Below are 26,242 nucleotides of genomic sequence, written 5' to 3'. Positions count from 1 at the left end.
GAATCGGACGGGCCTGGCGCGATATGGATGGACCCATGAGCAGCAACGGGGGACCTCGCAGCGGGTCGGACGAGCCGACGAGCTTCGACCTGCAACCACCGCACCGGCCCGGCGCCGTGCCGCATCCCGGCAACCCGTACGCGGCCCCCACCCAGGTCGTGCCGCCCCGGTCGGCTTCGGCCCAGGCGCGTCCCGCGTCCGCGGACGGGCGGTCGGGAACCCCGGCGGCGGCCGCGTCGGATCCGGGCGCCGGGCGGCTCATCGCCGGCCGCTACCGGCTGATGGCCAAGCTCGGCCACGGCGGCATGGGCACCGTGTGGCGGGCCAAGGACGAGACCGTGGACCGCGAGGTCGCCGTCAAGGAGCCCCGCGTCCCCGACCATCTTCCCGAACGCGAACGGGACAACGTTTTCGAGCGGATGCGCCGAGAGGCGCGCGCCGCGGCCCGGCTCGACCACCCCGCCGTGGTCAACGTGCACGACGTGGCGGTCGTGGACGGCCGGCCGTGGATCGTGATGGAGCTGGTGCGGGGCCGCTCGCTGGGCGACGCCTTGCAGGAGGGCACACTGGGCGCGCGCGAGGCCGCCCGGATCGGCCTGGAGGTGCTCGGCGCGCTGGAGGCCGCGCACGCGGCCGGCATCCTGCACCGGGACGTGAAGCCCGACAACGTGCTGCTCGGCCGGCACGACCGGGTCGTCCTCACCGACTTCGGCATCGCCCAGATCGAGGGCGAGACCAATCTCACCGACACCGGCGGCTTCGTCGGCTCGCCCGAGTACATCGCCCCCGAACGGGTGCTGGGCCAGCGTCCCGGCCCGGCGAGCGACCTGTGGTCGCTGGGCGTGGTGCTGTACGCGGCGACGGAGGGCGTCTCGCCGTTCCGCCGCAGCAACACCCCCGCCACCCTCCAGTCCGTGCTCAACGCCGCGCCGGCGCCGCCCGCCGCCGCGCAGGGCCCGCTGGCCGAGGTCATCACGGGCCTGCTGGACAAGGACCCGGCGCGCCGCCCGGACGCCGCCCGGGTGCGCGCCCTGCTGGACGCCGCCGCGAACCCGCCCGCGCCGTCGCCCACCCGGGTGGCGGGGCTCGCCGGACCGGACGGGCCCGGCGGGTCCGCCGGGCGCGGGTCGCGGTGGAGCGTCCGGCTGGGCCGCAACGCGTGGATCACCCTCGGCGCGGCGGTGGTCGCGGCGGCGGTGGCGTCGTACCTGGTGATCGCGGACCCCTTCGCGGGCCCGCTGCCGCAGGGCTGGAAGCAGCGGGGACTCGGCGGCAAGCTCGGCATGAGCGTCGGCGTGCCGGCCGACTTCGTGAAGCTGAAGCACGACGACGACTGGGACGGCACCAACGAGACCTTCGCCGACCCGAGCGGTGCGGTCACCGTCCTGCTGGACCGGGACATCAAGGCCGACGACGAGGACGGCAAGATCCCGGACACCGCCATCGCCAATGCGTGGGCGGACTGGGACATGCTCAAGGACGGCGAGTACTCCTGGAATTTCGCCGCCAAGCCCCCTCCCAAGGGCGAGCCGGTCGCGGCCGAGTACAAGGGCAGGAACGCCGCCGAGAACGTCATCGACTACACGACCACGGACACGCTGAACCCCCGTGAGCGCGAGGTCCGCATCCTCTACTACAAGGCCCGGAACGGCGACATGTACAAGGTGTCGGTCGACTACCCCGGCAAGGGCTACTTCGCCGACGAGGGACGCGAGATCGCCCGGACGGTGATCGCCAACTGGGAGGTCGACGACCTCTGATGGGACTCCAGGGCCGGCTGGTCGGCGAGCGCTACCGGCTGCTCCGGCGCGTCGGCGGCGGCGCTTCGGGAACCGTGTGGCGGGCCTTCGACGAACTCGGGGCGCGCGAGGTCGCCGTCAAACGGCCGCGGCTGCCCGGCGACCCGGCGGACGAGACGTACCGCCGGGCCGCCCACCGCCTCTACCGCGAGGCCCGTGCCGCCGCCCGCGTCGACCATCCCGCCGCCGTCCGCATCCACGACGTGGTCGTGGAGGAGGCCGGGCCCGACGGACTGCCCTGGATCGTCATGGAGTGGATCCCCGGCGAGTCCCTGCACGAGGTGCTGCGGCGCGGTCCGGTGGCGGCGCCCGAGGCCGCCCGCGTGGGCCTCGCCGTCCTCGGTGCCCTGCGGGCCGCGCACGCCGTCGGCATCGTGCACCGCGCGGTCGGGCCCGCCAACGTGCTGCTCGGCCCGCACGGCCGCGTCGTGCTCACCGACCTCGGCACGGCCCGGGTACCGGGCGAGGAGTCCCACCGGGGCGCCGGACCCGCGGCCGACCTGCGGGCCCTGGGCGAGCTGCTGCACACGGCCGTCGCGGACCGGGCGCCGGCCGGCCCGCTCGGCCCGCTGATCGAGGGACTGCGGGCGGGGGAGACCGGGCGGCGCCCGGAGGCGGCCGAGGTCGCGCGGCGCCTGGAGGCGGTGGCCGAACGCCGGGAGGAGGCCACGGAGCGCCCGGAGGCGGTGGCCGGGGAGCCACGCCCCGCTCCGGACCGAAAAGAAGCGATGCGAGCCGGCCCTTCCTGGTAACGCCCTGATCAGCGAGTTTTCTGCCAGCGATCGCTGGCGGTGTGTGAGTACTCGGTGAATCCCTATTACCGACGGGTACACAAAGGCCTCGCGGCGTCATACTCTGCGGCTCATGACGGACGCGCAGGCCCCGGAACACACCGGCACGAACCCTCTCGCCCCCGCCCCCGAGGGCGCCCGCACCGCTGCCGACGTGGTCACACCCGAGCTGGTCGCCCAGCTCACCAAGGGCGTGACCGGCTCCGGCCGCACCGCGAACCACACCCCGTTCACCGGCGAGAAGCTGGCCGACCTCCCCGAGTCGACGCCCGAGGACGTGGCCGGCGCCTTCGAGCGGGCCCGCGCCGCCCAGGCCGTGTGGGCGCGCGTCCCGGTACGGCAGCGCGCCGCCGTCCTGCTGCGCTTCCACGACCTGGTCCTGGAACGCCAGGCCGAGGTCCTCGACCTCGTCCAGCTGGAGACCGGCAAGGCCCGCCTGCACGCCCACGAGGAGGTCCAGGCCGTCGCCGTCGCCGCCCGGTACTACGGCCGCCGCGCCGCCGCCCACCTGCGGCCCAGGCGGCACACCGGCGCCGTACCGGCCCTGACGAAGGTCACCGAGCTGCGCCACCCGCGCGGTGTCGTCGGCCAGATCGCCCCCTGGAACTACCCGCTGGAGCTGTCCGTCGGCGACGCGCTCCCCGCGCTCGTCGCGGGCAACGCGGTCGTGATGAAGCCCGACACGGAGACCTGCCTGACCGCCCTGTGGGCGCGCGACCTGCTCGTCGAGGCCGGGCTGCCCGCCGAGGTCCTCCAGGTCGTCCTCGGCGCGGGACCGGTCGTCGGACCCGAGGTCGTCAGGCACGCCGACTACGTCTCCTTCACCGGCTCCACCCGCACCGGCCGCGAGGTCGCCCGGGGCGCCGCCACCCGGCTGATCGGCGTCTCCCTCGAACTCGGCGGCAAGAACGCCATGCTGGTCCTCGACGACGCCGACATCGAGAAGGCCGCGGCGGGCGCCGTACGCGCCTGCTTCTCCTCGGCCGGCCAGCTCTGCGTCTCCATCGAGCGGCTCTACGTCCACGAGTCGGTCGCCGACGCCTTCCTGGAGCGCTTCGTCGCCCGCACCAGGGCCATGCGGCTCGGGGCCTGTCTCGCCTACGGCGCCGACATGGGCTCGCTGGCGGGGGAGGGGCAGTTGGAGACCGTCCAGCGGCACGTGGCGGACGCGGTCGAGCGGGGCGCGAAGCTCCTCGCCGGCGGAGTCGCCCGCCCGGACATCGGCCCGTACTTCTACGAGCCGACGATCCTCGAAGGCGTCACGGCCCCCATGACCGTATGCGCGCAGGAGACCTTCGGACCGGTCGTCTCCGTCCACCGCTTCACGACCGAGGACGAGGCGGTCGAGGACGCCAACTCCACGCCGTACGGCCTGAACTCCTCGGTCTGGACGAAGGACGCCCGGCGCGCCCGCGACCTCGCGGCCCGGCTGCGCACCGGCACCGTCAACATCAACGAGGGGTACGCCTCCGCCTACGGCAGCGTCCAGTCCCCGATGGGCGGCATGAAGGACTCGGGACTCGGCCGCCGGCACGGCTCCGAGGGCATCCTCAAGTACACCGAGGCCCAGACGATCGCCCACCAGCGGCTGCTGCCGATGGCGCCGTCCCTGGGCATGGACGACGAGAAGTACGCCCGTTTCATGAGCCGCAGCCTCCGGCTGATGAAGGCGTTCCGGTTCAGGTAGCCGGCGCTTCTCCGGTGCGCGGGCAGCCCCGCGACCGGCCACGGATCACCCGCACGCGCACTCAAAGAGGAGACACCCGTGCCCCAGGACGCATACGACTACGACGTCCTCGTCGTGGGTTCCGGCTTCGGCGGCTCGGTCTGCGCGCTGCGCCTCACCGAGAAGGGCTACCGCGTCGGCGTCCTGGAGGCCGGCCGCCGCTTCACCCGGGAGTCGCTCCCCAAGAACTCCTGGGACCTGAAGAACTACCTCTGGGCGCCGAGGCTCGGCATGTTCGGCATCCAGCGCATACACCTGCTCGGCAATGTCATGGTCCTGGCGGGCGCCGGGGTCGGCGGCGGATCCCTGAACTACGCCAACACCCTCTACGTGCCGCCGCAGCCCTTCTTCGACGACCCCCAGTGGCGTGACATCACCGACTGGCACGAGGAGCTGACCCCGTACTACGACCAGGCCCGGCGCATGCTCGGAGTCCGGCTGAACCCGACGACGACCCCCTCCGACGTGCACCTGAAGGCCGCCGCCGAGCGGATGGGCTGCGGCGACACCTTCCACATGGCACCGGTCGGCGTCTTCTTCGGCGACGGCGAGGACGCCGACGGCGCGGCGAGGGCGCGGGCGGGCGAGCGGGTGCCCGACCCCTACTTCGGCGGCGCGGGCCCCGACCGCAAGGCCTGCAACGAGTGCGGCGAGTGCATGACCGGCTGCCGGCACGGCGCGAAGAACACCCTCAACGAGAACTACCTGTACCTCGCCGAGAAGGCGGGCGCGGTCGTCCACCCGATGACGACCGTCGTCTCGGTCACCGACGACTCCCGCGGCGGGTTCGCGATCGCGACACTGCCCACCGACCGCCGGAAGAAGGACGCGGGCCGCACCTTCACCGCCCGCCGGGTGGTCGTCGCGGCCGGCACCTACGGCACCCAGACGCTGCTGCACCGCATGAAGGCCACCGGCCGGCTCCCGCACATCTCCGACCGGCTCGGCGAGCTGACCCGCACCAACTCCGAGGCCCTGGTCGGCGCCCAGACCCAGGACCGCCGCTACCGCCGGGCCACCGGCGAGCGGCGCGCCGACTTCACCCGCGGCGTCGCCATCACGTCCTCCATCCACCCGGACGCCGACACCCACATCGAGCCCGTCCGCTACGGCAAGGGCTCCAACGCGATGGGCGGCCTCTCGATCCTCCAGGTGCCCTACGCCGGGCAGTCCGCCTCGGGCGCGTCCCGCGTCCTGGGCTTCCTGGGCCACGCGGCCAGGCACCCCCTGCTGGTGCTGCGCTCGCTCTCCAACCGGCGCTGGTCGGAACGGACCATCATCGGCCTGGTCATGCAGTCCCTTGACAACTCCCTGACCACGCACCTGAAACCGGGCGGCGTCGGCAGGGGCCTGCTCACCGCCCGCCAGGGTCACGGCTCGCCCAACCCCAAGCAGATCAGGGCGGCGACCGAGGGCGCCTCCGCGCTCGCCGCCGAGATCAACGGCTTCGCCGGCTCCAACGCGGGGGAGCTGGTGGGCATGCCGCTCACCGCCCACTTCCTCGGCGGCTGCCCGATCGGCGCCTCCCGCGAGACCGGCGTCATAGACCCCTACCACCGGCTCTACGGCCACCCCGGCATCTCGGTCGTCGACGGCGCCGCGGTCTCGGCGAACCTGGGCGTCAATCCGTCCCTGACCATCACGGCGCAGGCCGAGCGGGCGATGGCGTACTGGCCGAACAAGGGCGAGACCGACGCCCGCCCCGCACAGGGCACGGCCTACGAACGCCTCGCCCCCGTCGAGCCCGGGTCCCCGGCCGTCCCGGCCGACGCCTTCGGCGCGCTGCGGCTGCCGTTCCTGGGCATGCCGACGGTGTCGCCGAAGAAGTAGCGGCGGCGGGACGGCGGGAGGGACCCGTCCTCGGCCACGCGGCTCGGGCCGGCGTCAGTTCTTCGTGCCGGACCTGCGCCGCCGGACCATGAACATCGCGCCGCCACCGAGGACGACGGCGAGCCAGCCGATGAGGCCGATCATCGGCAGCGCGGAGCTTGAGCCGGTCTCGGCGAGGCTGCCGGTGACCTCCGGGGTGCCGGCGGCCGGCTTCTCGACGGCGACGGGAGCCTTGCCGCCCTCCTGCGGCCGGGTGCCCCCGGTGTCCGTGCCGGCGGCCACGATCCGGAACCTGTAGGCGACATCGCCGAAGCCGGTGCACTCGCCGTCCGCGTCACCGTAGATCGTCGCGCCGAGCGTGAAGCCCGCGCCGACCGGGGCACCGGCCTTCACATTGATCCGCAGCGGGATGTCGACCTCGTAGTCGGGCCCCAGTTCGTCGGAGTATCCGATGTAGCCGACCGCGTAGCCGAATTCGTTCAGGTCCTCCCAGACCTTGTCCTCGGGGTTCCAGGCCTGGAGGCCGACCTTCCCGCTCTCGAACAGCTCCTCGCCGTCGGCGTCGGCGGCGGCGCCGGCCAGGTAGTCGAGGTTCTGCAGCGTGGACCCGGAGTTGTTGACCACGGTCAGCGAGAACCTGTGCCAGCCGCTGCCCGCCGCGATCCTGCCGGGCAGGCCCGTGATGTCGACGTTGACCTTGCTGTCCTCGCACACGGACGGCTCGGGGTCCGGGGTCCGCGACGGCTTGGGCGCGGAAGTGCTCGGCGCCGGGTCCGCGGGGGCGGTCGTGGCCGTCTCCGAACCGCCGGGAGCGGGAGTGCCCTCCCCGCCCGTCCCGCCCGGTGAGGCGCCGGCCGAGTCGGTCGGCGCGGGGGGCGTGGTCTCCGCGTCCGTCTCGCTCGGGGACGGCGGCTGCCCGGTGGCCGGGTTGGTGTCCGGCTCGTCCGCCCGGCTGCCGGAGGAGGCGGACGGGGCGGACGGGGACGGCGACGTGCCGTCCGTCGCGTGGGCGGCGGGTGCCGCGAGCAGTGCCGCCGGGGCGATCACCGCGGTGGCGGCGGCCGCTGCCAGGGCGCGACGAAGCTTCATGGAGACCTCGGGTGTGAGTCGGGAGGCCTTCGCGTGTGGGGCGCGGATGGTGGCCCTTGGATTGGTCCGTACACCTGTTTGATCAACGAGGCCTGCGAAGGGTTGTCCGCGAACTCACAGAACTTTTATGTCACCGGTACGGCCCGCCTCACGTGGGGCATGGCGAAGGGCCCCGCGGGACTGGAGCCGCGGGGCCCTTTCTCAGCCGGCACCGGCGTCAGGGCAGCGCCGGTGCCTGGGGAGCGGCGCCGGGGGGGTTGCGCCGCTTGCCGTGAACGGCAAGGCGATGGAGTCCGTCGGCCGGCTCCGGGCGTCCCCGGAGCCGGCCGTTCTCATGGGTGACCGGGCTGCTGTCCCCTGCCGTCCGGTCACTTCCTGGAGCGAGGTCCCACGACGTGCGGCACGATCCGCACGCCTCATCGCTCCAGCGAGCCACGCGTGGTTCTTTCGGGCCCGCCCCTGGCTGACACGGACACCGGGACCAACGAAGCCGCTCGCGTCCCGGTCACGCGCCGTACGGGTGAGAAGGGGACGAACTCAGATACGACGCTCAGATGCGCCCGCGGCACAGCTCCAGCATCGTCATCGCCAGCGCAGTGCCCGGCTTGCCCAGCGCCTGCCGGTAGCGGTCGAGGATCTCCATCTCGCGGGAGAGGTTCACGCGTCGGCCGCCCGAGGTCATCCGCGCCTCCTGGACGACGGTGGAGACGGCCATCCGTTCCTGGATCAACCCGATGATCCGGTCGTCCAGGGCGTCGATGCGCTCCCGGGCGCCGGTGATCACGTCGGCGGCCTCGGTGGTGCGGGCGCCGGTCCTGTCTGCTGCGGTGACGGTCATGTCGGTGGCTCCTCGCCGAAGAGTGGCGGTGCCCCGGACCGGCCGGGTCCGCAAACGCCAGGCGCCCCGGACCTTGTCGGCCCGGGGCGCCTGGGAAGTCGCTTGTCAGTTGCTCAAGCAGCACGACCATGGCAGCCGGTGGGCCGGTTGCCATAGGTAAAGACGAAGGTCTGGTGCGTGAGCATGGGCCTCAGTATGCCCGGGGTCCCGACGGTGTCCAAGCCGGTTCGCATGGTGAGACGTGGGAGCGGGCGCGGGCGGGCCACGGCGGCGGGACGTGCCACCCGCCCGCCTCGGTAGAATCGGCCGCACAAGACCCCCGCCCCACCGCCGGAAGGCACCCCGTGTCATCAGCGACTCCCGCTGCCGCCGCCCCCGACACCGTCCTGGTCGTCGACTTCGGCGCGCAGTACGCCCAGCTCATCGCCCGCCGTGTCCGCGAGGCGCGGGTCTACAGCGAGGTCGTGCCCAGCTCCATGCCGGTCGCGGAGATGCTCGCCAGGAACCCGGCGGCCATCATCCTCTCCGGCGGCCCCTCCTCGGTGTACGAGCCGGGCGCGCCGACCGTCGACCGCTCCCTGTTCGAGGCGGGCGTCCCCGTCTTCGGCATGTGCTACGGCTTCCAGCTGATGGCGCAGCTCCTCGGCGGCACCGTCGACAACTCCGGCGCCCGTGAGTACGGCCGCACCGAGCTGGCGGTGTCCCGGCCCTCCTCCACCCTCTTCGAGGGCACCCCGGCCGAGCAGTCCGTGTGGATGTCGCACGGCGACGCCTGCTCCGCCGCCCCCGAGGGCTTCACCGTCACCGGCTCCACGGACGTTGTCCCGGTCGCCGCGTTCGAGAACGACGAGAAGAAGCTCTACGGCGTCCAGTACCACCCCGAGGTCATGCACTCCACGCACGGGCAGCAGGTGCTGGAGCACTTCCTGTACCGGGGCGCGGGCCTGAGCCCCGACTGGACCACCGGCAATGTGATCGAGGAGCAGGTCGCGGCCATCCGCGAGCAGGTCGGCGACCGGCGCGCCATCTGCGGCCTGTCCGGCGGCGTGGACTCCGCCGTCGCCGCCGCCCTCGTCCAGAAGGCCATCGGCTCCCAGCTCACCTGCGTCTACGTCGACCACGGCCTGATGCGCAAGGGCGAGACCGAGCAGGTCGAGAAGGACTTCGTGGCCGCGACCGGCGTACAGCTCAAGGTCGTGGACGCCAGCGAGCGGTTCCTGAAGGCGCTCGCCGGGGTCTCGGACCCCGAGGAGAAGCGGAAGATCATCGGCCGCGAGTTCATCCGGGTCTTCGAGCAGGCCCAGGCCGAGATCATCGCCGACGAGGGCCCCGCGGTCGAGTTCCTCGTGCAGGGCACCCTGTACCCGGACGTGGTCGAGTCCGGCGGCGGCACCGGCGCGGCGAACATCAAGTCCCACCACAATGTCGGCGGGCTCCCCGAGGACCTCGAGTTCCAGCTCGTCGAGCCGCTGCGCAAGCTGTTCAAGGACGAGGTCCGGATGGTCGGCCAGGAACTCGGCCTGCCGGAGGAGATCGTCCAGCGCCAGCCCTTCCCGGGCCCCGGGCTCGGCATCCGGATCGTCGGCGAGGTCACCGAGGAGCGGCTCGACCTGCTGCGCGAGGCCGACGCCATCGCCCGCGAGGAGCTGACGGCGGCCGGCCTCGACCGCGACATCTGGCAGTGCCCGGTGGTGCTGCTCGCGGATGTCCGCTCCGTCGGCGTCCAGGGCGACGGCCGCACCTACGGCCACCCGATCGTGCTGCGGCCCGTCTCGTCCGAGGACGCCATGACGGCCGACTGGTCCCGGCTGCCGTACGACGTGCTCTCCAAGATCTCGACCCGGATCACCAACGAGGTCAAGGACGTCAACCGGGTCGTCCTCGACGTGACCTCGAAGCCGCCGGGGACGATCGAGTGGGAGTGATTCCTACGAGCGCCTGACGGTGCGCACGGCCTCTCCGGGGTGCCAGGTCCGGACGACCAGGTACGCGTCCTGGACGTGGGTCCGTACCACCTCGGTCAGTTCGGTACGGAAGAGGTGGAACGGCTCCGGCGGTTTCACCTCCCGCACGTACCCGGCCCGTGCCCCGGGGTCCTCGACCTCGACGGCCCGGCCGCCGATCCGCACGTCCCCGCCGCCCATGCCGGTGCCCTCCCCCGGGTTCGCCTGCAACGCGAACCGCGGGTCGCGGCGCAGGTCGAGCGCCTTCAGCGAGCCCGGCATCATGCCGAACCACAGCTCGCCGTCCAGGAATCGCACCTCCAGGCCGGTGGTGCGGGGCGAGCCGTCCCTGCGCAGGGTGGCCAGGACATGGTGGGTGTACGCGCCGAAGCGCGCCTCGACGGTGGCGGCCAGGGCGGGTTCGGCGGCGGCGAAGGCGGCCCAGTTCGGGGCGGTGCGCGAGGTCATACGGCGAGTGTGGCGCCGATACCCGACACCCACTGTCGGGTATCGGGCCGGAATCTGTCGTACCCGGCCTCACCGAGGGTAACTTCCGGCCCGTAAGGCAAATCCAGTGCCGGAGGACATGAGGACACATGGACGGGACGCCCGGGGCCACTCCGCCCCCGCCGCTGCCCACCGACCGGCTGCGGTTCGCGATGCCGCCGATGCACGACTCGGTCGAGGACGAACGCCGGCACCGCAAGGAACGGCTCGCGGGCGCGCTGCGCCTCTTCGGACGGCACGGCTTCGAGGACGGGGTCTCCGGACACATCACGGCCCGCGATCCCGAGTACAGCGACTGCTTCTGGGTCAACCCGTTCGGGCTGCCGTTCGCGCACATCACGGTGGGCGACCTCGTGCTGGCCAACTCCGACGGACAGGTGGTCGAGGGCCGCTACCACGTGAACCAGGCCGCCTTCACCGTGCACTCCCAGGTGCACGCCACCCGCCCCGACGTTGTCGCGGTCGCCCACTGCCACTCGGTGCACGGGCGCGCCCTGTCGGCCCTCGGCGACCTGCTCGACCCCATCACCCAGGAGAGCTGCGCCTTCTACGAGGACCACGCGCTGTACGACTCCTACTCGGGCGTCGCCGTCGACGCGGAGGAGGGGCGGCGCATCGCGGACGTGCTCGGCTCCGGCAAGGCGCTCGTCCTGCGCAACCACGGGCTGCTGACGGTCGGCGACTCGGTGGACGCGGCGGCCTGGTGGTTCCTCTCGCTGGAGCGGTCCTGCCAGGTGCAGCTGACGGCGAGGGCGGCGGGCCGGCCGGTGCTGATCGACCACCGGCAGGCGGTGGCGACCCGGGAGCAGCTCGGCGGCGACCTGGTGGCGTGGATCAACTACCAGCCGTTGTGGCGGGAGATCAGCCGCAGCGAGCCCGATCTGTTCGACTGAGCTTGCGGCGGGGCTGCGTGGGGATCCGGCGCGGTCTCCGTGGAGCGGATGATCCCGGTCATTCGGGACTTCTCACAGTCGCGTCAACACGGCGGTCCGCAGCTCACCCGGGCTGAGCAGAGCGGACGGGGGGCGCCGGGGCGCGCAAGGGTTACGTACGGCACAATTCGCTGTCGTACCAGGGGACTTAGGGGTTCGGGAAGGCGGCGTCGGCGGTGGCGGTGCAGGAGGCGAGACGCGGAAGCGGCTCGGACAAGGGCGCGTACGAGATGGCGCACGCAGGCGGCTGCACCTGCGGGGACTGCCCGCACGGCGCCCGTGAGGGGCATCGCCGTGCGGTCGCCGCGTTCCTGCTGCGGCGGGAGCAGTTCGCGGCCGGGCAGGGGTTGCCGGCCGCGGTGGCCCACTCGGCCTCCGCGTCCCGGCAGTGGGTCTCGGAGGAGCTGACCCAGTCCGCGGAACTGGTCGCCGAACGCGGCCGGGCCGAGGGCGACGCGTGGCTCGCGGGCCTGGGCCGGCGCACCGCGGCCGTCGTGTGGGCGGCGGTCGTCCTGCTGCTGCTCTGGCAGTCGCTGACCGCGATCGGCGCCGGCTGGACGGCGGCGCGCACCGCCGGGCTCGCGGCGGCACTGGTCGTGGCGGGCGCGCTGACGGCGGCGTCGTGGTTCCACCGGACGCGGGGCGGGGCGCTGGCCCCGGTCATCGGCGAGGACAACCGCCTGTCCACGTCCAGGGCCGTGGCGGCGGTCTGGGTGCTGTTCGTCGCCTACGCGGTGCTCGTGCTGGCCGGGCAGCTGGCGGTGGCCTCCGGGCACGACCGGCGGGACGCGCTGATCTCCGGGCTCGAACTCGCCCGCGGCGCCGGTGCGGTCACCGTGCTCGCGGTGGTCTGCGGGATCGCGGTCCTGGTGCGCCGGGTGGTCGGACTGCGGGTGCTGGGGCAGCGGCTGCAGAAGGTACGGGCGGACCGGCCGCGCGCGGCCGACCTGCTGACGGACGACGCGGGACGCGGAACCTTCGCCGACATCCAGTACGTCGTGATCAGCGCCGTCGCCCTGGTGTTCGCGGCGGTGCGGCTGGCCCGGCGCCCGGAACAACTGCCCGACCTGCCGTGGGGGCTCGCGGTGGTGGTGCTGGTGTCGGCGGCGACCTATGTGGCGGGGAAGTACGCGGAGGGCGGGCGCCCCGTGATCCTCTCCGTGGTCCGGGCCCGGGAGGCCGGTGACCTGGACGCGCCGATCCGCACCGGCGACGACATCGAGATCCGCGGCGCCGGATTCGTGCCGCCGGGCGCCCAGCGCGCCGACCGCCTGTCCCGGATGGTCGTCCGCATCGGCGCCGTCAATGTCCACGTACCCCTGGTCCCGGTGCCGGGCGGCTTCAGCAACCCCACGGACGACCTGCTCACCGTCCCGGTCCCGGCGGACGTTCGAACCGGGCCGGGTGGACGTCCAGGTGGTGACCGGCGCGGGCGTGGAGACCAACCGGTACGCGATCGACGTGACGGACTGACACACCCCGGCCCTCGCCGTGTCCCCGCCGGGCGGCAACCTGTCGAAACCGACAGGAAGAAACCGGCCGGAGAGGGGTTGAGGCGGGTCCACACGTCGTACGTATGCTCTGGCGGGGGGTCCAGGCATGCGCGGCGAGAGGCGGCTGGCGGTCATGGCTCACGGTATGCGGACGGACGCGTACACATCGCACGAGGGCGGCGGGGGCCGGCGGGACAGCGCCGCCCGGTACGCCCTCCTGCCCCTGCGCGTCTTTCTGGGCGTCACCTTCATCTACGCGGGCCTGGACAAACTCACCGACAGCGCCTTCATGAAGGACGCGGGCTCCGGTTCCGTCGGCGACATGATGCGTACCGTCCGCGACTCCTCGGCCATTCCGGCCCTGGTCGACCTGGCCCTGAAGAACCCGCCCGGCTTCGGCTACGCGATCGCCCTCGGGGAACTCGCCGTCGGCATCGGCACCCTCCTCGGACTGCTCACCCGCCTGGCGGCGCTCGGCGGCGCGCTGATCTCGCTCAGCCTGTGGCTGACCGTCAGCTGGGCCTCCGACCCCTACTACTACGGCAACGACCTCCCCTACCTCATGGCCTGGCTCCCCCTCGTCCTCGCGGGCGCCCCGTTGCTGTCACTGGACGCCGCCCTGCGCTCCCGGCGCCGGCAGCGGTCGGGCGGCGGATACCGGTAGGCCCTGCCGTCGGCCGGAGGTGCGCCCGTGGCCCCCGTCCGGCCGCCGCGCGAAGCTACCCGCGGCGCCGGTTCACGGTCCGGGCCAGCAATCCGACCGCTCCCGCGAGGCAGAGCCCGCCCAGGACGATCGGGATCACCACGAACCACGGGGTGACCCAGAGGCCGCCCGCGTCACCGGCGCAGACGACGCCTGCCAGGACGAGGAAGACACCGGCCACCAGAACGTCCGGGCTGGAACCTATGACGCAGCACGGGTCACCTCCACCTGCCCGACGCCCACCTGGAGGTCGAGGTCGAGCGTGCCGCCGTCCTTGTCGTCCACGGTGGGGGGCAGGGTGATCTCCTCGTGCTTGCCCGGCGCCACGTCCACGTCCTTCTTGTTGTCGCCGGGCAGCCGGATGTCGCCCACGCCCACCTCGACCTTCAGCCGCACGGTCGCGTCCCTCGGTACCACGACGCGTATTCGGCCCATGCCCACGTCGGCCCGGGTGGTCACCGTCTGCCCCTCCGCCAGGTCGAGCCCGGACAGGTCGAGGGTGCCGCTGCCCGCCCCGAGGTGGTACTGCTCGCGTACGTCGGTCACCGCGGCGGGCTTCCAGGTGGTCTTGTTCCATTCGGTGCCGACGTCCGCCGGGACGACGGACGCCCCGGCCAGCAGGCCCGCCGTCACGATCGCCAGGAAGATCGAACCGGCTCCCGTGCGCCCCAGGAAGGCGCTCACCGCGATGCCGAGGCCGAAGACGGCGAGCGAGCACGCGAGACCGGCCTGCAGACTGGTGCCCAGCGGATGGTCGTCCCAGGTCAGCCGGGTGCCGAGGAAGCCGGCGAGCAGGGCGGCGAGGAACACCCAGCCGCCGATGCCGCGCGGCCCGCGCTCCCGCGTGGGCTGGGAGCGGCGGTCGTCCGGGGGGACGGGGCCGCGGCTGCGCACCCCGCGGCCGATGTTGACGGCCGCCGAGATGTCACGGTCGTCGGAGTCCGGCGGGCCCCACAGATACCCCGTGCCGCCGTCATGGGTGCCGTCCTTGACTATGGGGTCGCGCCACCACGAGGGCCAGGTGAACATGATCGGGGGCGCCTGGGCCTCCGGCGGGGCGTCCGCGGCGGCCTGCGCGGCCAGCGGATCGGGGGCGGGGGTCATGCGCCGCCGGGACCAGTACCCGGCGCCCGCGAGGAGCAGGGAGAGGACGACGGCGAAGGTCAGCACCCCGCCGTTGTTCAGCATGGTCAGGAAGACCCCGCAGCCGACCAGGGCGAAGAGCACGGCCGCCAGCGCCTGGCCGTCGACCCGGCCGGTCAGCAGCTTGCGCACCTCGTTCTCCTCCTCGTCGTCGTAGGGGACGAAGAGCCAGGCGAAGCCGTAGAAGATCAGGCCGATGCCGCCCGTCGCGGAGAGCACCGCGAGCGTGATCCGGAAGATCACCGGGTCCATGTCGCACTGCCGCCCGAGCCCCGCGCACACCCCGGCGAGCGTCCGGTGCCCGCGGTCGCGCCGGAACATGTGCGGCGGCCCGGGGACCTCGGACCCGTCGGCGGCACCCGCGTCACCAGCGGCATCCGCCACATCCCGCGGCCCGGCGCCCCCGGGAGGGCGCGGGCCGGAGCCGGGTCCCGGACCCGTCGCGGCGTGCTCGTGATCTGTCATGAGTCCATGGTGACGGGCGCGGCGCCGCGACGGCAGCCGGTTCGACCCTGGTCGGACCCTGATATCGGCCCTGACTCGAAGCCCGGGAAGCGTTCGAGGCTCCCCGGCCCGGGGACCGGGGGTGCCCGGGGGTGCCCGGGGGTGCCCGGGGATCAGGCCGGGGCCCCTCCCGGGGATCAGGGGAGTCTCCGGGACCGACCCTGATGTCCCGGATCCCGCGATCGTGTGACCATCGGTGTCATGCCGGAAGCCGCAGCCGCCCCACTCGCCGAACCGCGGCCGCCGCGCAAGCTCTACCGCAGCAGCGACGGACGCTGGCTCGGCGGGGTGGCGCGGGGGCTCGCCGGGCACCTCGGGCTGCCCGTCATCTGGGTGCGGTTCGCGTTCGTCGGCCTGTTCATGGCCGACGGCCTGGGCGCGCTGCTGTACGCGGCCTTCTGGTTCTTCGTACCGCTGGGCGTGGGCGGCGTCGACGCCCAGAAGCCGCCGCCCCTCGTCACCGCCGAGACCTCGCCCGACGGCCGCCGTAGACTCGTCGCCCGCAAGCCGGACAAGGGCCAGCTGGTCGCCCTGCTCCTCATGGTCGTCGTGGCCCTGGTCTTCGTGGGCAACGTCGACCTCGGCGGCGCCAAGGCCTACCTCTGGCCGACCGTCCTCGTCGGCGCCGGCGTCGCCCTCGTCTGGCGCCAGGCGGACAACGCGCGCCGGGCCCGCTGGGCCGAGGTGGGACGTCACCGGCGCACCGTCACCCTGCTGCGCTCGGTGGCCGGTGTCCTGCTGGTGACGGCCGGGGTCACCGGCATCTTCGTCCTCCAGGGCTCCGCCGCCCACCTCGGCTCCGTCCTCCAGGCGGCACTCGCCGTCCTCGTCGGCATCACACTCCTCGCCGGCCCCTATCTGGTGCGCATGACGCAGGACCTCTCCGAGGAACGGCTGATGCGCATCCGCGCGCAGGAACGCGCCGAGGTCGCCGCCCACGTCCACGACTCGGTGCTGCACACCCTGACCCTGATCCAGCGCAACGCGGAGAACGCGGGCGAGGTGCGCCGCCTGGCCCGCGCCCAGGAGCGCGACCTGCGTTCCTGGCTCTACAAGCCGGAGGGCAACGGAAAGGACGAGGACGACGAGCCCACCACCCTCGCCGAGGCCGTGAAGCGCAATGCCGCGGAGGTCGAGGACAAGCACGGCGTCCCCATCGAGGTCGTGGTCGTCGGCGACTGCCCGCTCGACGAGAGAATCGGCGCACAGATGCAGGCCGGACGCGAGGCGATGGTGAACGCGGCCAAGTACGGTGGCGAGGGCGGCGCCGTACAGGTCTACGCCGAAGTCGAGGGCAGGACGGTCTTCGTGTCCGTCCGGGACCGCGGCCCCGGCTTCGACCTCGACTCGATACCCGCCGACCGCATGGGCGTCAGAGAATCGATCATCGGCCGCATGGAGCGCCACGGCGGCACGGCGCGGCTGCGCGCGGTGCCGGACGGCGGCACGGAGGTCGAGCTGGAAATGGAGAGGGCGGAGAAGACGTCATGAGCGAGCCCACCGAGACGAACACCACGGGAGCGGGCGAGCCGGCCGAGTCCGCGCGGCCGGCGGCCGGCGGCGCGGGGGAGCGGCACGTGCGCGTGGTGCTCGTCGACGACCACCGCATGTTCCGCACCGGTGTCCAGGCCGAGATCGGCCAGACCGCGCAGACCGGGGTCGAGGTCGTCGGCGAGGCCGCCGACGTTGACCAGGCCGTCACGGTCATCACCGCGACCCGCCCCGAGGTGGTGCTGCTCGACGTGCACCTCCCGGGCGGTGGCGGCGTCGAAGTACTGCGCCGCTGCGCCCCCATGATGAGCGACACCGAGCGGCCCGTCCGCTTCCTCGCCCTGTCCGTCTCGGACGCGGCGGAGGACGTGATCGGCGTGATCCGCGGCGGCGCCCGGGGCTATGTGACCAAGACCATCACCGGCACCGACCTGGTCGACTCCGTCTTCCGCGTCCAGGAGGGCGACGCCGTCTTCTCCCCCCGCCTGGCCGGCTTCGTCCTGGACGCCTTCGCCTCCACCGACGCCCCGCCGGTCGACGAGGACCTCGACCGCCTCACCCAGCGCGAGCGCGAGGTACTGCGCCTGATCGCCCGGGGCTACGCGTACAAGGAGATCGCCAAGCAGCTGTACATCTCGGTGAAGACGGTCGAGTCCCACGTCTCGGCGGTGCTCCGCAAGCTCCAGCTGTCCAACCGCCACGAACTGACGCGGTGGGCCACGGCACGGCGGCTGGTGTGACCGGCAGCGCGCGGGTGCCTCACACCACCCGCGTCGCCCCCGCGAACGGCATCTCGTCGACGGGGGCCACCCGGACCGGCGCCGACGGGTTCGGGGCGTGGATCATCCGTCCCTTGCCGATGTAGATGCCGACGTGGCTGATGCCCGAGTAGAAGAACACCAGGTCCCCGGGGCGCAGTTCGGACCGTGAGACGCGGCGGCCCGCGTCGATCTGGGCGTAGGTCGTGCGGGGCAGGGAGACGCCGGCCGCGCGGTAGGCGGCCTGGATCAGGCCCGAGCAGTCGAAGGCGTTCGGGCCGGTCGCGCCCCAGACATAGGGGCTGCCGAGCTTCTGGTGGGCGTAGGCGACGGCCGCCGCGGCGCGGGAGTCGGGGGCCTGGGCGGTGGCGGGCAGGGCGTCGCGGGGGCCCGCCGCCGAGCGGGAGGCGCGTTCGCCCGTGCCGTGGCCCACGTCGGCGCGTTCCTCGGCGCTCAGCCGGGACAGCAGGCGGCGGGCCGTGTCCAGCTTGCCGGTGACGGTCTCGCGGTGGCGTTTCAGTTCGGCCCGGCGCGACTTCAGCGAGGTCACCTCGACGCGGGCGGCGCCGCGCAACTGCTCGAACGTCCCGCAGCTCCTTGCGCACCCGGCCCACGGCGGCGCTCTGCCGGCTGCCCGCCCGCTCGATGAACGCGGCGCCGTCGAGATACCGGTCGGGGTCGGAGGAGAGCGCGAGCTGCACGGCCGGGTCGAGGCCGCCGCCGCGGTACTGCGCCGCCGCGACCGAACCCAGGGCCTCTCGCGCCGAGTTCAGCCGGTCCTCCTTGCGGGCCGCCTCGTCCCGCAGCCTCTCCAGGCGCCGTTCGGCGGCGTCCGCCCTCTCCTTCGCGCCGTTGTACTTCTCGGTGGCGACCTCCGCCTCCTGGTAGAGCTTGTCCACCTTGGCCCTGACCTGCGCCGCCGTCGGCTGCGGATCGGCGTGTCCGGTCCCGCCCAGACCCGTCGCGGTCGCCGCGCCCGCGAGGGTGAGCGTGGCCGCCGTACGGGCCCTTCCGACACCCGTCGCGCGCTGTCGCGGCCTGCGGTGCGTTCCCACCTGCGATCCACGTCCTTCCGTACGACTCGACTCCGGGACTCCGGCTGTCTGCGTGAGGACGCTAGGCGTGGCGATAACGCTTCGGTGACGGGATGCGCGGAAGTGGCGATACCGGATCGGACGGCGACCGTATGCGACCGCGCGTCCGCATGGCGGCCGTCGTCTTCACGCAGGGTGATGATCGATATGCCGGACCGGGAGGCGGGTGGGGGGCGTGAGCTGTTATGGGACGCCGGGGCTGCCCGGTGTCGGGGCGCGGCCGGCCGCTCATTAGGCTCCGGCCTCATGGACGTACTCATCCGCCTCTTCGTCGGTCTGCACATCATCGGCATCGCCGCGCTCCTCGGCGGCTTCCTGACCCAGATGAAGGCGATGGGCCGGGGCGCGGCCCGGTTCACCCCCGCCATGCTGCACGGCGCGCTGACGATGCTGGTCACCGGAGCCGTCCTGGTCGGCCTCAACCAGGCCCAGGACTACTCCGTCGACAACGTCAAGATCGGCGTGAAGCTCGCCGTCCTGATCGTGATCCTCGGCCTGGTCTACGTGAAGCGCGACGACGAGAAGGTGGACAAGCCGCTGTTCGGGCTGGTCGGCCTGCTGACCGTGGTGAACATCTTCATCGCGGTGCTGTGGACCTGAGACCCCCCGCGTCCGCCGCCGCCGACCGCAGCCCGGCCCGCGCCCGCAGGACCGCCCCCGCGGCGACCGCCGACCACCCGGCCACCGCGATCCACAGCAGCACCCGGCCGGGCACGTCCAGCCACGGGGCGTCGACGGCGGCGGCGACGGACAGCGTTGCCGCGGCCGTCATGCCGAGCGGGAAGACGGTCGACCAGCGGCGTACGTCGTAGCGGAGCCGGGGCCAGACGATCTCGGCGGCGAGGAGGACCGCGTACCAGGCGAGGCCGAGGGCGAGCAGGAAGACGGTCATGTCGTGCAGGACGGCGTGGTCGTCGGCGTTCCACAGGTACATGCCGGTCCCGGCCGCCGCGAGCAGCTTGGCGCCGGCCAGGGCCGAGACGGCGAGCGCGCCACCCGCCACCCAGTGGTCGCCGGCGCCCCGGGCCACCTGCCGCAGATCGAAGCGGAACAACGCGATCAGGTAGAGCACGATCCCCAGCCAGAACGGCACCAGGGCCGCGTGCGCGAGCCAGGCCGTCGAGGTCGCCGCGGCCAGCGTGGCGCCGAGCACGGCGAGCCCCTGCGTGGCCACACAGCCCAGGAACACCGCCCCGGGCATCCTGCGCCCCCAGCGCCGTACGACCGGGACCAGCAGCGCCGGCCACAGCAGCGCCGCGAGCGCCAGCAGGGCCGTCGCCGCGGTCGACCGGTCGAGCAGCGCGACACGGGTGCCGAGCACGGCCGTCGCGGCGACGGCGGTGAGCGCGCCCGGCGTCCCCGCCCGCGTCAGCCACCGCGCGCGCCCGGCCGGCAGCGGACGGACGAAGCTCGCCGCCAGCGCCAGCCACGCGGCGGCGGTCAGGACCAGGGCGATCCGGGACAGGACCTCGTGGCCCGCCGTGTGCAGGGCGACCGACAGGATGCCGGTCGCCATCACCGCGGCCCCGTCCGCCGGCGTACGCCGCGCCCACCAGGCGCGCAGGGGGTGGGGAGAGGTGCCCGATGACATGCGCCCGATGCTAGAGAGCCTCGTGGCTCAGGCCGGGCGCACCACGCTGTGGATCGACGACTCGCCGTCGTAGTAGATCGACTCCTCGCGGACGTACGCGCCCGGCTTCGGGGCGTGGATCATCATGCCGTTGCCGATGTACAGGCCGACGTGGCTGAGGTCGCCGTAGAAGAAGACCAGGTCACCGGGTTGGGCCTGGGAGAGCGGGACGGTCGTGCCGGCGTCGACCTGATCGTAGGTGGTGCGCGGCAGCGTCACCCCCGCGGCCTTCCAGGCGGCCTGGGTGAGGCCCGAGCAGTCGTAGGAGCCGGGGCCCGTGGCGCCCCAGACGTACGGCTTGCCGATCTGGGCACGGGCGAAGGCGAGCGCCTTCGCGGCCTTGGCACCGGACGAGGTGTCCGGCGCGGCGGGCACCGGCGAAGCGGTACCGCCGGAGGACTGCGCGGGGCCGGAGGAACCCGGGGCGGTGATGCTCTCCTGCCGCAGGCGCTCCTCGGCCTGCTGCTTCGCCAGCTCCGCGGCCTTGCGGGCGGCCTCCTCCTGCTTCTTCTTCTCGATCGCCGCGAGCCTGGCCTTCTCCTCGGCGGTCAGCCTCGACAGCAGCTCGCGCGCGGTGGCGAGCTTCTTCTGAACGGTCTTCTTGGCCGTCTTCAGGTCGTTCTGCGAGTCGGTGAGCGTCTCGAGGCTCTCGGTGGCCTCCTGGCGCTTCGCCATCGTCTCGGACTGCTGCGTGACGTAGTCGTCGACCGCGCCCTTCTGACGGTCGGTGAGCCGGTCCATCAGGTGGTTCTGGTCGAAGTAGTCCTGCGGCGAGTCCGCGAGCAGGAGGGAGGCGGTCTCCGGGACCGCGGCCCCCGTGCGGTACTGGGCGGAGGCGAAGGAGCCCAGCTCGTCGCGTGCGTCGTTGAGCTTCTGGGTGCGCTTGGCGACGTCGTCGAGGAGGGTGTCGACCCGCTTGCGCTGCTTGGAGGTCTTCTCCTTGGCCGCGTTGTACTTCTCGGTCGCCGACCCCGCCTGGCGGTACAGGTCGTCGACCTTCTGCTCCACCTCTTCGAGGCTCGGCCTGTCGTCGTCCGACGGCGCGGCGTTGGCCGTCTGGGACAGCAGGGCCACGGAGGTGAGGGCCGCCGTGGCGAGGGCGGGGGTCCGTATGCCTGCGACGCGCGCGTCGGTGGGACGCGACTTGCGGTGCGACGCCAAGGGAGGCGACTCCTTCCAATGCTCCGCCTACCGGGTTAGCGGTGGGGGTGCCCCCGGGCCGTTCAGGCTCCGGGGGAGGGTTCGGGCGGTGGTTCGGAAGGTTTGCCCTACGGCGGACCCCCTCGTCGAGGGCGGTCCTGCCGATTCACCCCAAGGTCTCGGTTGGGTCCCCGGCTCCGCGTGCGCTGGGCACGCCGGACTCGGCGGAGGCCGCGCGGCCCGGCGGGGTTCGCCGGTGGGGGTCGTGCGGCCTGCTCGCACCGTAGCCAACTCGTGTGGTCGCTGTGAAGGTTGGTGGGTGATATGCCCGATACATTTTCGTGACCTTCCGAATGCGGGCATGTGTCGGTCACTCTTCGTGTTCTCGCCGGTCGCGGGGTGTGGCAGCGGCCGGGCGACCGCTCATTTCCCGGGGTGGCGGCCGGTTGTCGGTGGGGCACCCTAGACTCGGAGAGCGATGAGCAGCCTCTTTGACGACAACTTCCTGGCGAGCCTCCAGACCCCCCGTGGTCACGAGGAGGAACCCCCGCCGCCGCCCGAGGACGAGCACGCACCGGAGCCGGTGCCGCACGATCTGTTCGGCGGGAAGTTCGACGCGCCGCCGGAGCGGGACGCCCACTACCGCGACGGCGCCCCGCGCCCCGTGCTGGACGCCGCCGCACTCCTGGACGGGCTGAACGACAACCAGCGCGCCGCCGTGGTCCACTCCGGCTCCCCGCTGCTCATCGTGGCCGGCGCCGGCTCAGGCAAGACCCGGGTACTCACCCACCGCATCGCCTACCTGCTGGCCGAGCGGCATGTGCACCCGGGCCAGATCCTCGCGATCACCTTCACCAACAAGGCCGCGGGCGAGATGAAGGAGCGCGTCGAGCAGCTCGTCGGCCCGCGCGCGGGCGCGATGTGGGTGATGACCTTCCACAGCGCCTGCGTGCGCATCCTGCGCCGCGAGTCGAAGCGGCTCGGCTTCACCTCGTCGTTCTCGATCTACGACGCCGCCGACTCCAAGCGTCTGATGGCGCTCGTCTGCCGCGACCTGGACCTGGACCCCAAGCGCTTCCCGCCCAAGTCCTTCAGCGCCAAGATCAGCAACCTGAAGAACGAGCTGATCGACGAGGAGGACTTCGCCGCCCAGGCGAGCGACGGCTTCGAGAAGACCCTCGCCCAGGCCTACGCCCTGTACCAGTCGCGGCTGCGCGAGGCCAACGCCCTCGACTTCGACGACCTGATCATGACGACGGTCAATCTGCTCCGCGCCTTCCCGGACGTCGCCGAGCACTACCGCCGCCGCTTCCGGCACGTCATGGTCGACGAGTACCAGGACACCAACCACGCCCAGTACGCCCTCGTGCGTGAGCTGGTCGGCAGCTCCGAGCACCCCGTCGAGGTGCCGCCCGAGGCCGAGGTGCCGCCCGCCGAGCTGTGCGTGGTGGGCGACGCCGACCAGTCGATCTACGCCTTCCGCGGCGCCACCATCCGCAACATCCTCCAGTTCGAGGAGGATTACCCGGACGCGACGACGATCCTGCTGGAGCAGAACTACCGCTCCACCCAGACGATCCTCAGCGCCGCCAACGCGGTCATCGAGCGCAATGAGTCCCGCCGCCCCAAGAACCTGTGGACCAACCAGGGCGCCGGCTCCCAGATCACCGGGTACGTCGCCGACACCGAGCACGACGAGGCCCAGTTCGTCGCCGACGAGATAGACCGCCTCACGGACGCGGGCGAGGCCAAGGCCGGCGACGTCGCCGTCTTCTACCGCACCAACGCCCAGTCCCGTGTCTTCGAAGAGGTCTTCATCCGCACCGGCCTGCCCTACAAGGTCGTCGGCGGCGTCCGCTTCTACGAGCGCAAGGAGGTCCGGGACGTTCCTGGCCTACCTGCGGGTGCTGGCCAACCCCGAGGACTCGGTGCCGCTGCGCCGCATCCTCAACGTCCCCAAGCGGGGCATCGGCGACCGCGCCGAGGCGATGGTCGACGCCCTCGCCCAGCGCGAGAAGATCAGCTTCCCGCAGGCGCTCAAGCGCGTCGACGAGGCCTACGGCATGGCCGCGCGCTCGGCGAACGCCGTCAAGCGGTTCAACACACTCATGGAGGACCTGCGGACGGTCGTCGAGTCCGGCGCCGGACCGGCGACCGTGCTGGAGGCGATCCTCGAACGCACCGGCTACCTCGCCGAGTTGCAGTCCTCCACCGACCCGCAGGACGAGACCCGCATCGAGAACCTCCAGGAACTCGCGGCCGTCGCCCTGGAGTTCGAGCAGGAGCAGGCCGAGAGCGAGGAGGGCGGGACGCTGGCCGACTTCCTGGAGAAGGTCGCGCTCGTCGCGGACTCCGACCAGATCCCCGACGAGGAGGACGGCGACGGCGTCGTCACCCTCATGACCCTGCACACCGCCAAGGGCCTGGAGTTCCCGGTCGTCTTCCTCACCGGCATGGAGGACGGCGTCTTCCCGCACATGCGCGCCCTCGGCCAGGCCAAGGAACTGGAGGAGGAGCGGCGCCTGGCGTACGTCGGCATCACGCGCGCCCGCGAGCGGCTGTATCTGACCCGCTCCACGCTGCGCAGCGCCTGGGGACAGCCCTCGTACAACCCGCCCTCGCGTTTCCTGGAGGAGATCCCGGCCCTCCACCTGGAGTGGAAGCGGACCGGGGCGAACGGACCCGCCTCCTCCGCGCCGGTCTCGGGGGTGGCGGCCTCGCTGTCGTCGTCCCGGTCCCGCTCGTCGGCGTCGGGCGCGTCCGGTTTCGCCACGCGCCGGTCGGCCGAGCAGCCGGCGGTCTCGCTGGCGGTCGGGGACCGTGTCACGCACGACCAGTTCGGCCTCGGGACGGTGGTCGCGGTCAAGGGCACGGGGTCGAACGCCGAGGCGACGATCGACTTCGGGGACACCAAGCCGAAGCGGCTGCTGCTGCGGTACGCGCCGGTCGAGAAGCTCTGAGCGGGGCGTCGCGGACGGGCCCGTCCGTGAGGCGGTCGGGCGTCAGGACGGGTTGATGCCGTGGCTGCGCAGCCACGAGAGCGGGTCGATCGCCGAGCCGCCCGCGGGCCGCACCTCGAAGTGCAGGTGCGGGCCGGTGGAGTTGCCCGAGTTGCCGGAGAACGCGATCGCGTCGCCGGCCTTCACCGTCGTACCGGAGGCGACCTGGTAGCTGGAGAGGTGGCAGTACCACGTCTCCGTGCCGTCCATCGCGGTCACGATCGCCATGTTCCCGTAGGCGCTGTTGTACTGCGTACGGACCGTGCCGTCGGTCGCGGCCATCACCGATGTCCCGTACGACACGGGGAAGTCGATGCCGGTGTGCACGGACATCCAGTTGACGCCCGCCTGGCCGAAGTACGCGCTCAGGCCGTGCTGTGCGACGGGGAGCGCGAACTTGGGGCGCAGCCGCTCCTTGCGGGCCGCCTCCTCCGCCGCCCGCTTCTTCTCGGCGATCTGTTCGGCCTTGAGGTCGATGCGCTCCTGCGTGCGGCTGGCCCGGTCGGCGAAGTCGTCGGCTCCGGCGGCCAGGCTCGTGAGCTGGGTGTCCAGCTTGTTGTTGGCGGTGGACGGTGTCACCGGTGTGGGTTCGCCGTCGCCCGGCTCCGCCGCGGACGCCCTGGTCTCCCCGCCGTCGTCGCCGGTCAGGCCGCCGACGGAGGCGGCGGCGATGCCCGCGACGCTCATCACGCAGGCCGACGGTACGGCGATGGTCAGCAGCGCGGAGCGCTTGGCGGGCTGGCGGCGGCGGGAGCGGGGTGCGGTGCGGGCGGCCGGCGGCCGGACTGCCGACGCGGTCTCCTCCTGGTCGTCCAGGAGGGCGGCCACGGTGGGCAGTTCGCCCGTGGCGGCCGGCTCGTCGTCGCGGGGGGCGGCGTCTTCGGCGGCCTGCGGGGTGTCCGGGGCGGCGTCCGGTACGGGGCTCTCCGCCGTGTCCGGTGCGGTGCCGTCCGGATTCCACTGCGTGGCGTCGTAGGCGCCGGTGTCGACGGTGCCGTTGTCGAACGAGCCGGGGGTGAACGTGCCGGTCGTGAAGGTGTTCGTCGCGAAGGCGTGCGGGTCGGGCGCGTGCGTGTCGAGGGGGCCGGTCTCGAAGGGGCCGGTCTCGAAGGCGTCCGCGGGCAGGGTGCCCGTGGCGAAGGCGCCGGTCGTGAAGGTGCCCGTCTCGAAGGTCTGGGTGCCCCAGTCCCACTGCTGGGTCCCGTCGGCCGCCTCGCCCGACTGGTCCGGCGCGGCCCAGGCGCCGCCCTCCCACTGCCCGGTGGCCTCGGCGCACGCGGCCTGCGCCGCCGCGGCGGCGGGCTGCTGATAACCGGCCGCCCACGTCGTCGCGCCGTAGGCGCCGGTGTCGTGGGCGGGGGTGTCGTGGGCGGCGAGGTGCTGGGCCGCGTACGGGTCGTGGTTCGGTGGCTGCCCGCCGGTGGACCACTGGCCGGCGTCGTAGGTGCCCGTGGCCGCGTAGGTGCCGGTGTCCTGGCCCGGCAGGCTGCCGAAGAGGGGGTCCGCGTCGAAGGTCGACGTGACGGTGGCGCCGGTGGGGAAACCGGTGGTGTCGTAGCCGCCGTACGTGGTGAGATCGCCGTACTGGGGCTCCCCCGTGCCGTACGACGCGTACTGCGCCGGAGCGGCGGCGGAAGCCGGGGCCGGGGAGGTCATGGTCCCCGACGGGTGACGGTCGTTCACCAACTTCTCTTTCGCCTCGACAACAGGGGCTGCCAGAGCAGTGCGGCGACTGTACCCGGCGGTATACGGGCACGACAATCTTCGCCAGGTTTCACGTGCGAAGGAAACGGGCAATCGGCCGTGTTTTGGGGGACGGCGGGCGATGGTTT

17 protein-coding genes and 4 pseudogenes are annotated in these 26,242 nt (G+C 72.9%); 12 read left to right on the top strand and 9 right to left on the bottom strand.

Annotated features, from left to right (window positions below; genetic code table 11):
- The first annotated feature begins 35 nt into the window (after positions 1-35).
- From AC4IHM_RS12500 to AC4IHM_RS12485, 4 genes and pseudogenes are all read left to right on the top strand, one after another.
- Positions 36-1,760 (top strand): serine/threonine-protein kinase, encoded by a 1,725-nt coding sequence (locus tag AC4IHM_RS12500; RefSeq protein ID WP_490867147.1) that lies wholly within the window; start codon positions 36-38, stop codon positions 1,758-1,760.
- Positions 1,760-2,515 (top strand): annotated as a pseudogene (locus AC4IHM_RS12495) (serine/threonine-protein kinase); the annotation flags it as partial. The gene AC4IHM_RS12500 and the pseudogene AC4IHM_RS12495, both read left to right, overlap by 1 nt.
- 148 nt (positions 2,516-2,663) lie before the next feature.
- The gene (locus AC4IHM_RS12490) at positions 2,664-4,277 is read left to right on the top strand and encodes a succinic semialdehyde dehydrogenase (RefSeq protein ID WP_490867146.1); all 1,614 of its coding nucleotides are present in this window, start codon (positions 2,664-2,666) and stop codon (positions 4,275-4,277) included.
- Positions 4,278-4,355: 78 nt separating this feature from the next.
- Positions 4,356-6,146, top strand: coding sequence for a GMC oxidoreductase (locus tag AC4IHM_RS12485; RefSeq protein ID WP_490867145.1), 1,791 nt, complete (start codon positions 4,356-4,358; stop codon positions 6,144-6,146).
- Positions 6,147-6,200: 54 nt separating this feature from the next.
- On the opposite strand, the gene AC4IHM_RS12480 is transcribed toward AC4IHM_RS12485, so the two are convergent.
- Complete coding sequence (locus AC4IHM_RS12480) at positions 6,201-7,235, bottom strand: LAETG motif-containing sortase-dependent surface protein (protein ID WP_490867144.1); 1,035 nt, start codon at positions 7,233-7,235, stop codon at positions 6,201-6,203.
- Between the two features lie 550 nt (positions 7,236-7,785).
- Complete coding sequence (locus AC4IHM_RS12475) at positions 7,786-8,073, bottom strand: chorismate mutase (protein WP_490867143.1); 288 nt, start codon at positions 8,071-8,073, stop codon at positions 7,786-7,788.
- 344 nt (positions 8,074-8,417) lie between these two features.
- Here AC4IHM_RS12475 and guaA point away from each other — a divergent pair, with 344 nt between their 5' ends.
- Entirely contained in the window at positions 8,418-9,998 is a 1,581-nt protein-coding gene (gene guaA, locus AC4IHM_RS12470; protein ID WP_490867142.1) for a glutamine-hydrolyzing GMP synthase, read from the top strand.
- A 3-nt stretch (positions 9,999-10,001) separates the two neighbouring features.
- Here the strand turns inward: guaA and AC4IHM_RS12465 are convergent, their stop codons facing one another.
- A complete protein-coding gene (locus AC4IHM_RS12465) occupies positions 10,002-10,484 on the bottom strand; it encodes a pyridoxamine 5'-phosphate oxidase family protein (protein WP_490867141.1) in 483 nt (160 codons plus the stop codon).
- A gap of 128 nt (positions 10,485-10,612) precedes the next feature.
- Between AC4IHM_RS12465 and AC4IHM_RS12460 the strand changes: the two genes are divergently transcribed.
- From AC4IHM_RS12460 to AC4IHM_RS12450, 3 genes and pseudogenes are all read left to right on the top strand, one after another.
- Positions 10,613-11,416: a class II aldolase/adducin family protein gene (locus AC4IHM_RS12460; RefSeq protein ID WP_490867140.1), complete on the top strand. Its 804-nt coding sequence runs from the start codon at positions 10,613-10,615 to the stop codon at positions 11,414-11,416.
- Between the two features lie 215 nt (positions 11,417-11,631).
- Positions 11,632-12,928: pseudogene (locus tag AC4IHM_RS12455) on the top strand (hypothetical protein).
- 153 nt (positions 12,929-13,081) lie between these two features.
- Positions 13,082-13,612, top strand: a complete 531-nt coding sequence (locus AC4IHM_RS12450) for a DoxX family membrane protein (RefSeq protein ID WP_490867139.1) — start codon at positions 13,082-13,084, stop codon at positions 13,610-13,612.
- Between the two features lie 55 nt (positions 13,613-13,667).
- On the opposite strand, the gene AC4IHM_RS12445 is transcribed toward AC4IHM_RS12450, so the two are convergent.
- Entirely contained in the window at positions 13,668-13,832 is a 165-nt protein-coding gene (locus tag AC4IHM_RS12445) for a hypothetical protein (protein WP_490867138.1), read from the bottom strand.
- A gap of 20 nt (positions 13,833-13,852) precedes the next feature.
- Positions 13,853-15,259, bottom strand: coding sequence for a PspC domain-containing protein (locus AC4IHM_RS12440; RefSeq protein ID WP_490867137.1), 1,407 nt, complete (start codon positions 15,257-15,259; stop codon positions 13,853-13,855).
- A 240-nt stretch (positions 15,260-15,499) separates the two neighbouring features.
- Here AC4IHM_RS12440 and AC4IHM_RS12435 point away from each other — a divergent pair, with 240 nt between their 5' ends.
- Both AC4IHM_RS12435 and AC4IHM_RS12430 read left to right on the top strand, forming a co-directional pair.
- Positions 15,500-16,789 (top strand): PspC domain-containing protein, encoded by a 1,290-nt coding sequence (locus AC4IHM_RS12435; RefSeq protein ID WP_490867136.1) that lies wholly within the window; start codon positions 15,500-15,502, stop codon positions 16,787-16,789.
- Complete coding sequence (locus tag AC4IHM_RS12430; RefSeq protein ID WP_490867135.1) at positions 16,786-17,529, top strand: LuxR C-terminal-related transcriptional regulator; 744 nt, start codon at positions 16,786-16,788, stop codon at positions 17,527-17,529. Before AC4IHM_RS12435 ends, AC4IHM_RS12430 begins: the two co-directional genes overlap by 4 nt.
- A gap of 19 nt (positions 17,530-17,548) precedes the next feature.
- On the opposite strand, the pseudogene AC4IHM_RS12425 reads toward AC4IHM_RS12430, so the two are convergent.
- Positions 17,549-18,602: pseudogene (locus tag AC4IHM_RS12425) on the bottom strand (C40 family peptidase).
- Positions 18,603-18,887: 285 nt separating this feature from the next.
- On the opposite strand from AC4IHM_RS12425, the gene AC4IHM_RS12420 reads away from it, so the two are divergent.
- A complete protein-coding gene (locus AC4IHM_RS12420) occupies positions 18,888-19,241 on the top strand; it encodes a hypothetical protein (protein ID WP_490867134.1) in 354 nt (117 codons plus the stop codon).
- Here the strand turns inward: AC4IHM_RS12420 and AC4IHM_RS12415 are convergent.
- Both AC4IHM_RS12415 and AC4IHM_RS12410 read right to left on the bottom strand, forming a co-directional pair.
- Positions 19,219-20,232, bottom strand: a complete 1,014-nt coding sequence (locus AC4IHM_RS12415; protein ID WP_490867133.1) for a tellurite resistance/C4-dicarboxylate transporter family protein — start codon at positions 20,230-20,232, stop codon at positions 19,219-19,221. The genes AC4IHM_RS12420 and AC4IHM_RS12415 overlap by 23 nt on opposite strands.
- A 27-nt stretch (positions 20,233-20,259) precedes the next feature.
- On the bottom strand, positions 20,260-21,432 hold the full coding sequence (locus AC4IHM_RS12410; protein ID WP_490867132.1) for a C40 family peptidase: 1,173 nt from the start codon (positions 21,430-21,432) through the stop codon (positions 20,260-20,262).
- 457 nt (positions 21,433-21,889) lie between these two features.
- On the opposite strand from AC4IHM_RS12410, the pseudogene pcrA reads away from it, so the two are divergent.
- A pseudogene (gene pcrA / locus AC4IHM_RS12405) lies at positions 21,890-24,371 on the top strand (DNA helicase PcrA).
- Positions 24,372-24,413: 42 nt separating this feature from the next.
- Here the strand turns inward: pcrA and AC4IHM_RS12400 are convergent.
- A complete protein-coding gene (locus AC4IHM_RS12400) occupies positions 24,414-26,093 on the bottom strand; it encodes a M23 family metallopeptidase (RefSeq protein WP_490867131.1) in 1,680 nt (559 codons plus the stop codon).
- Positions 26,094-26,242 lie beyond the last annotated feature (149 nt).

The sequence above is a fragment of the Streptomyces sp. SL06 genome (genome assembly GCF_058244745.1).
This window is presented reverse-complemented; position numbering and strand designations above follow the sequence as displayed.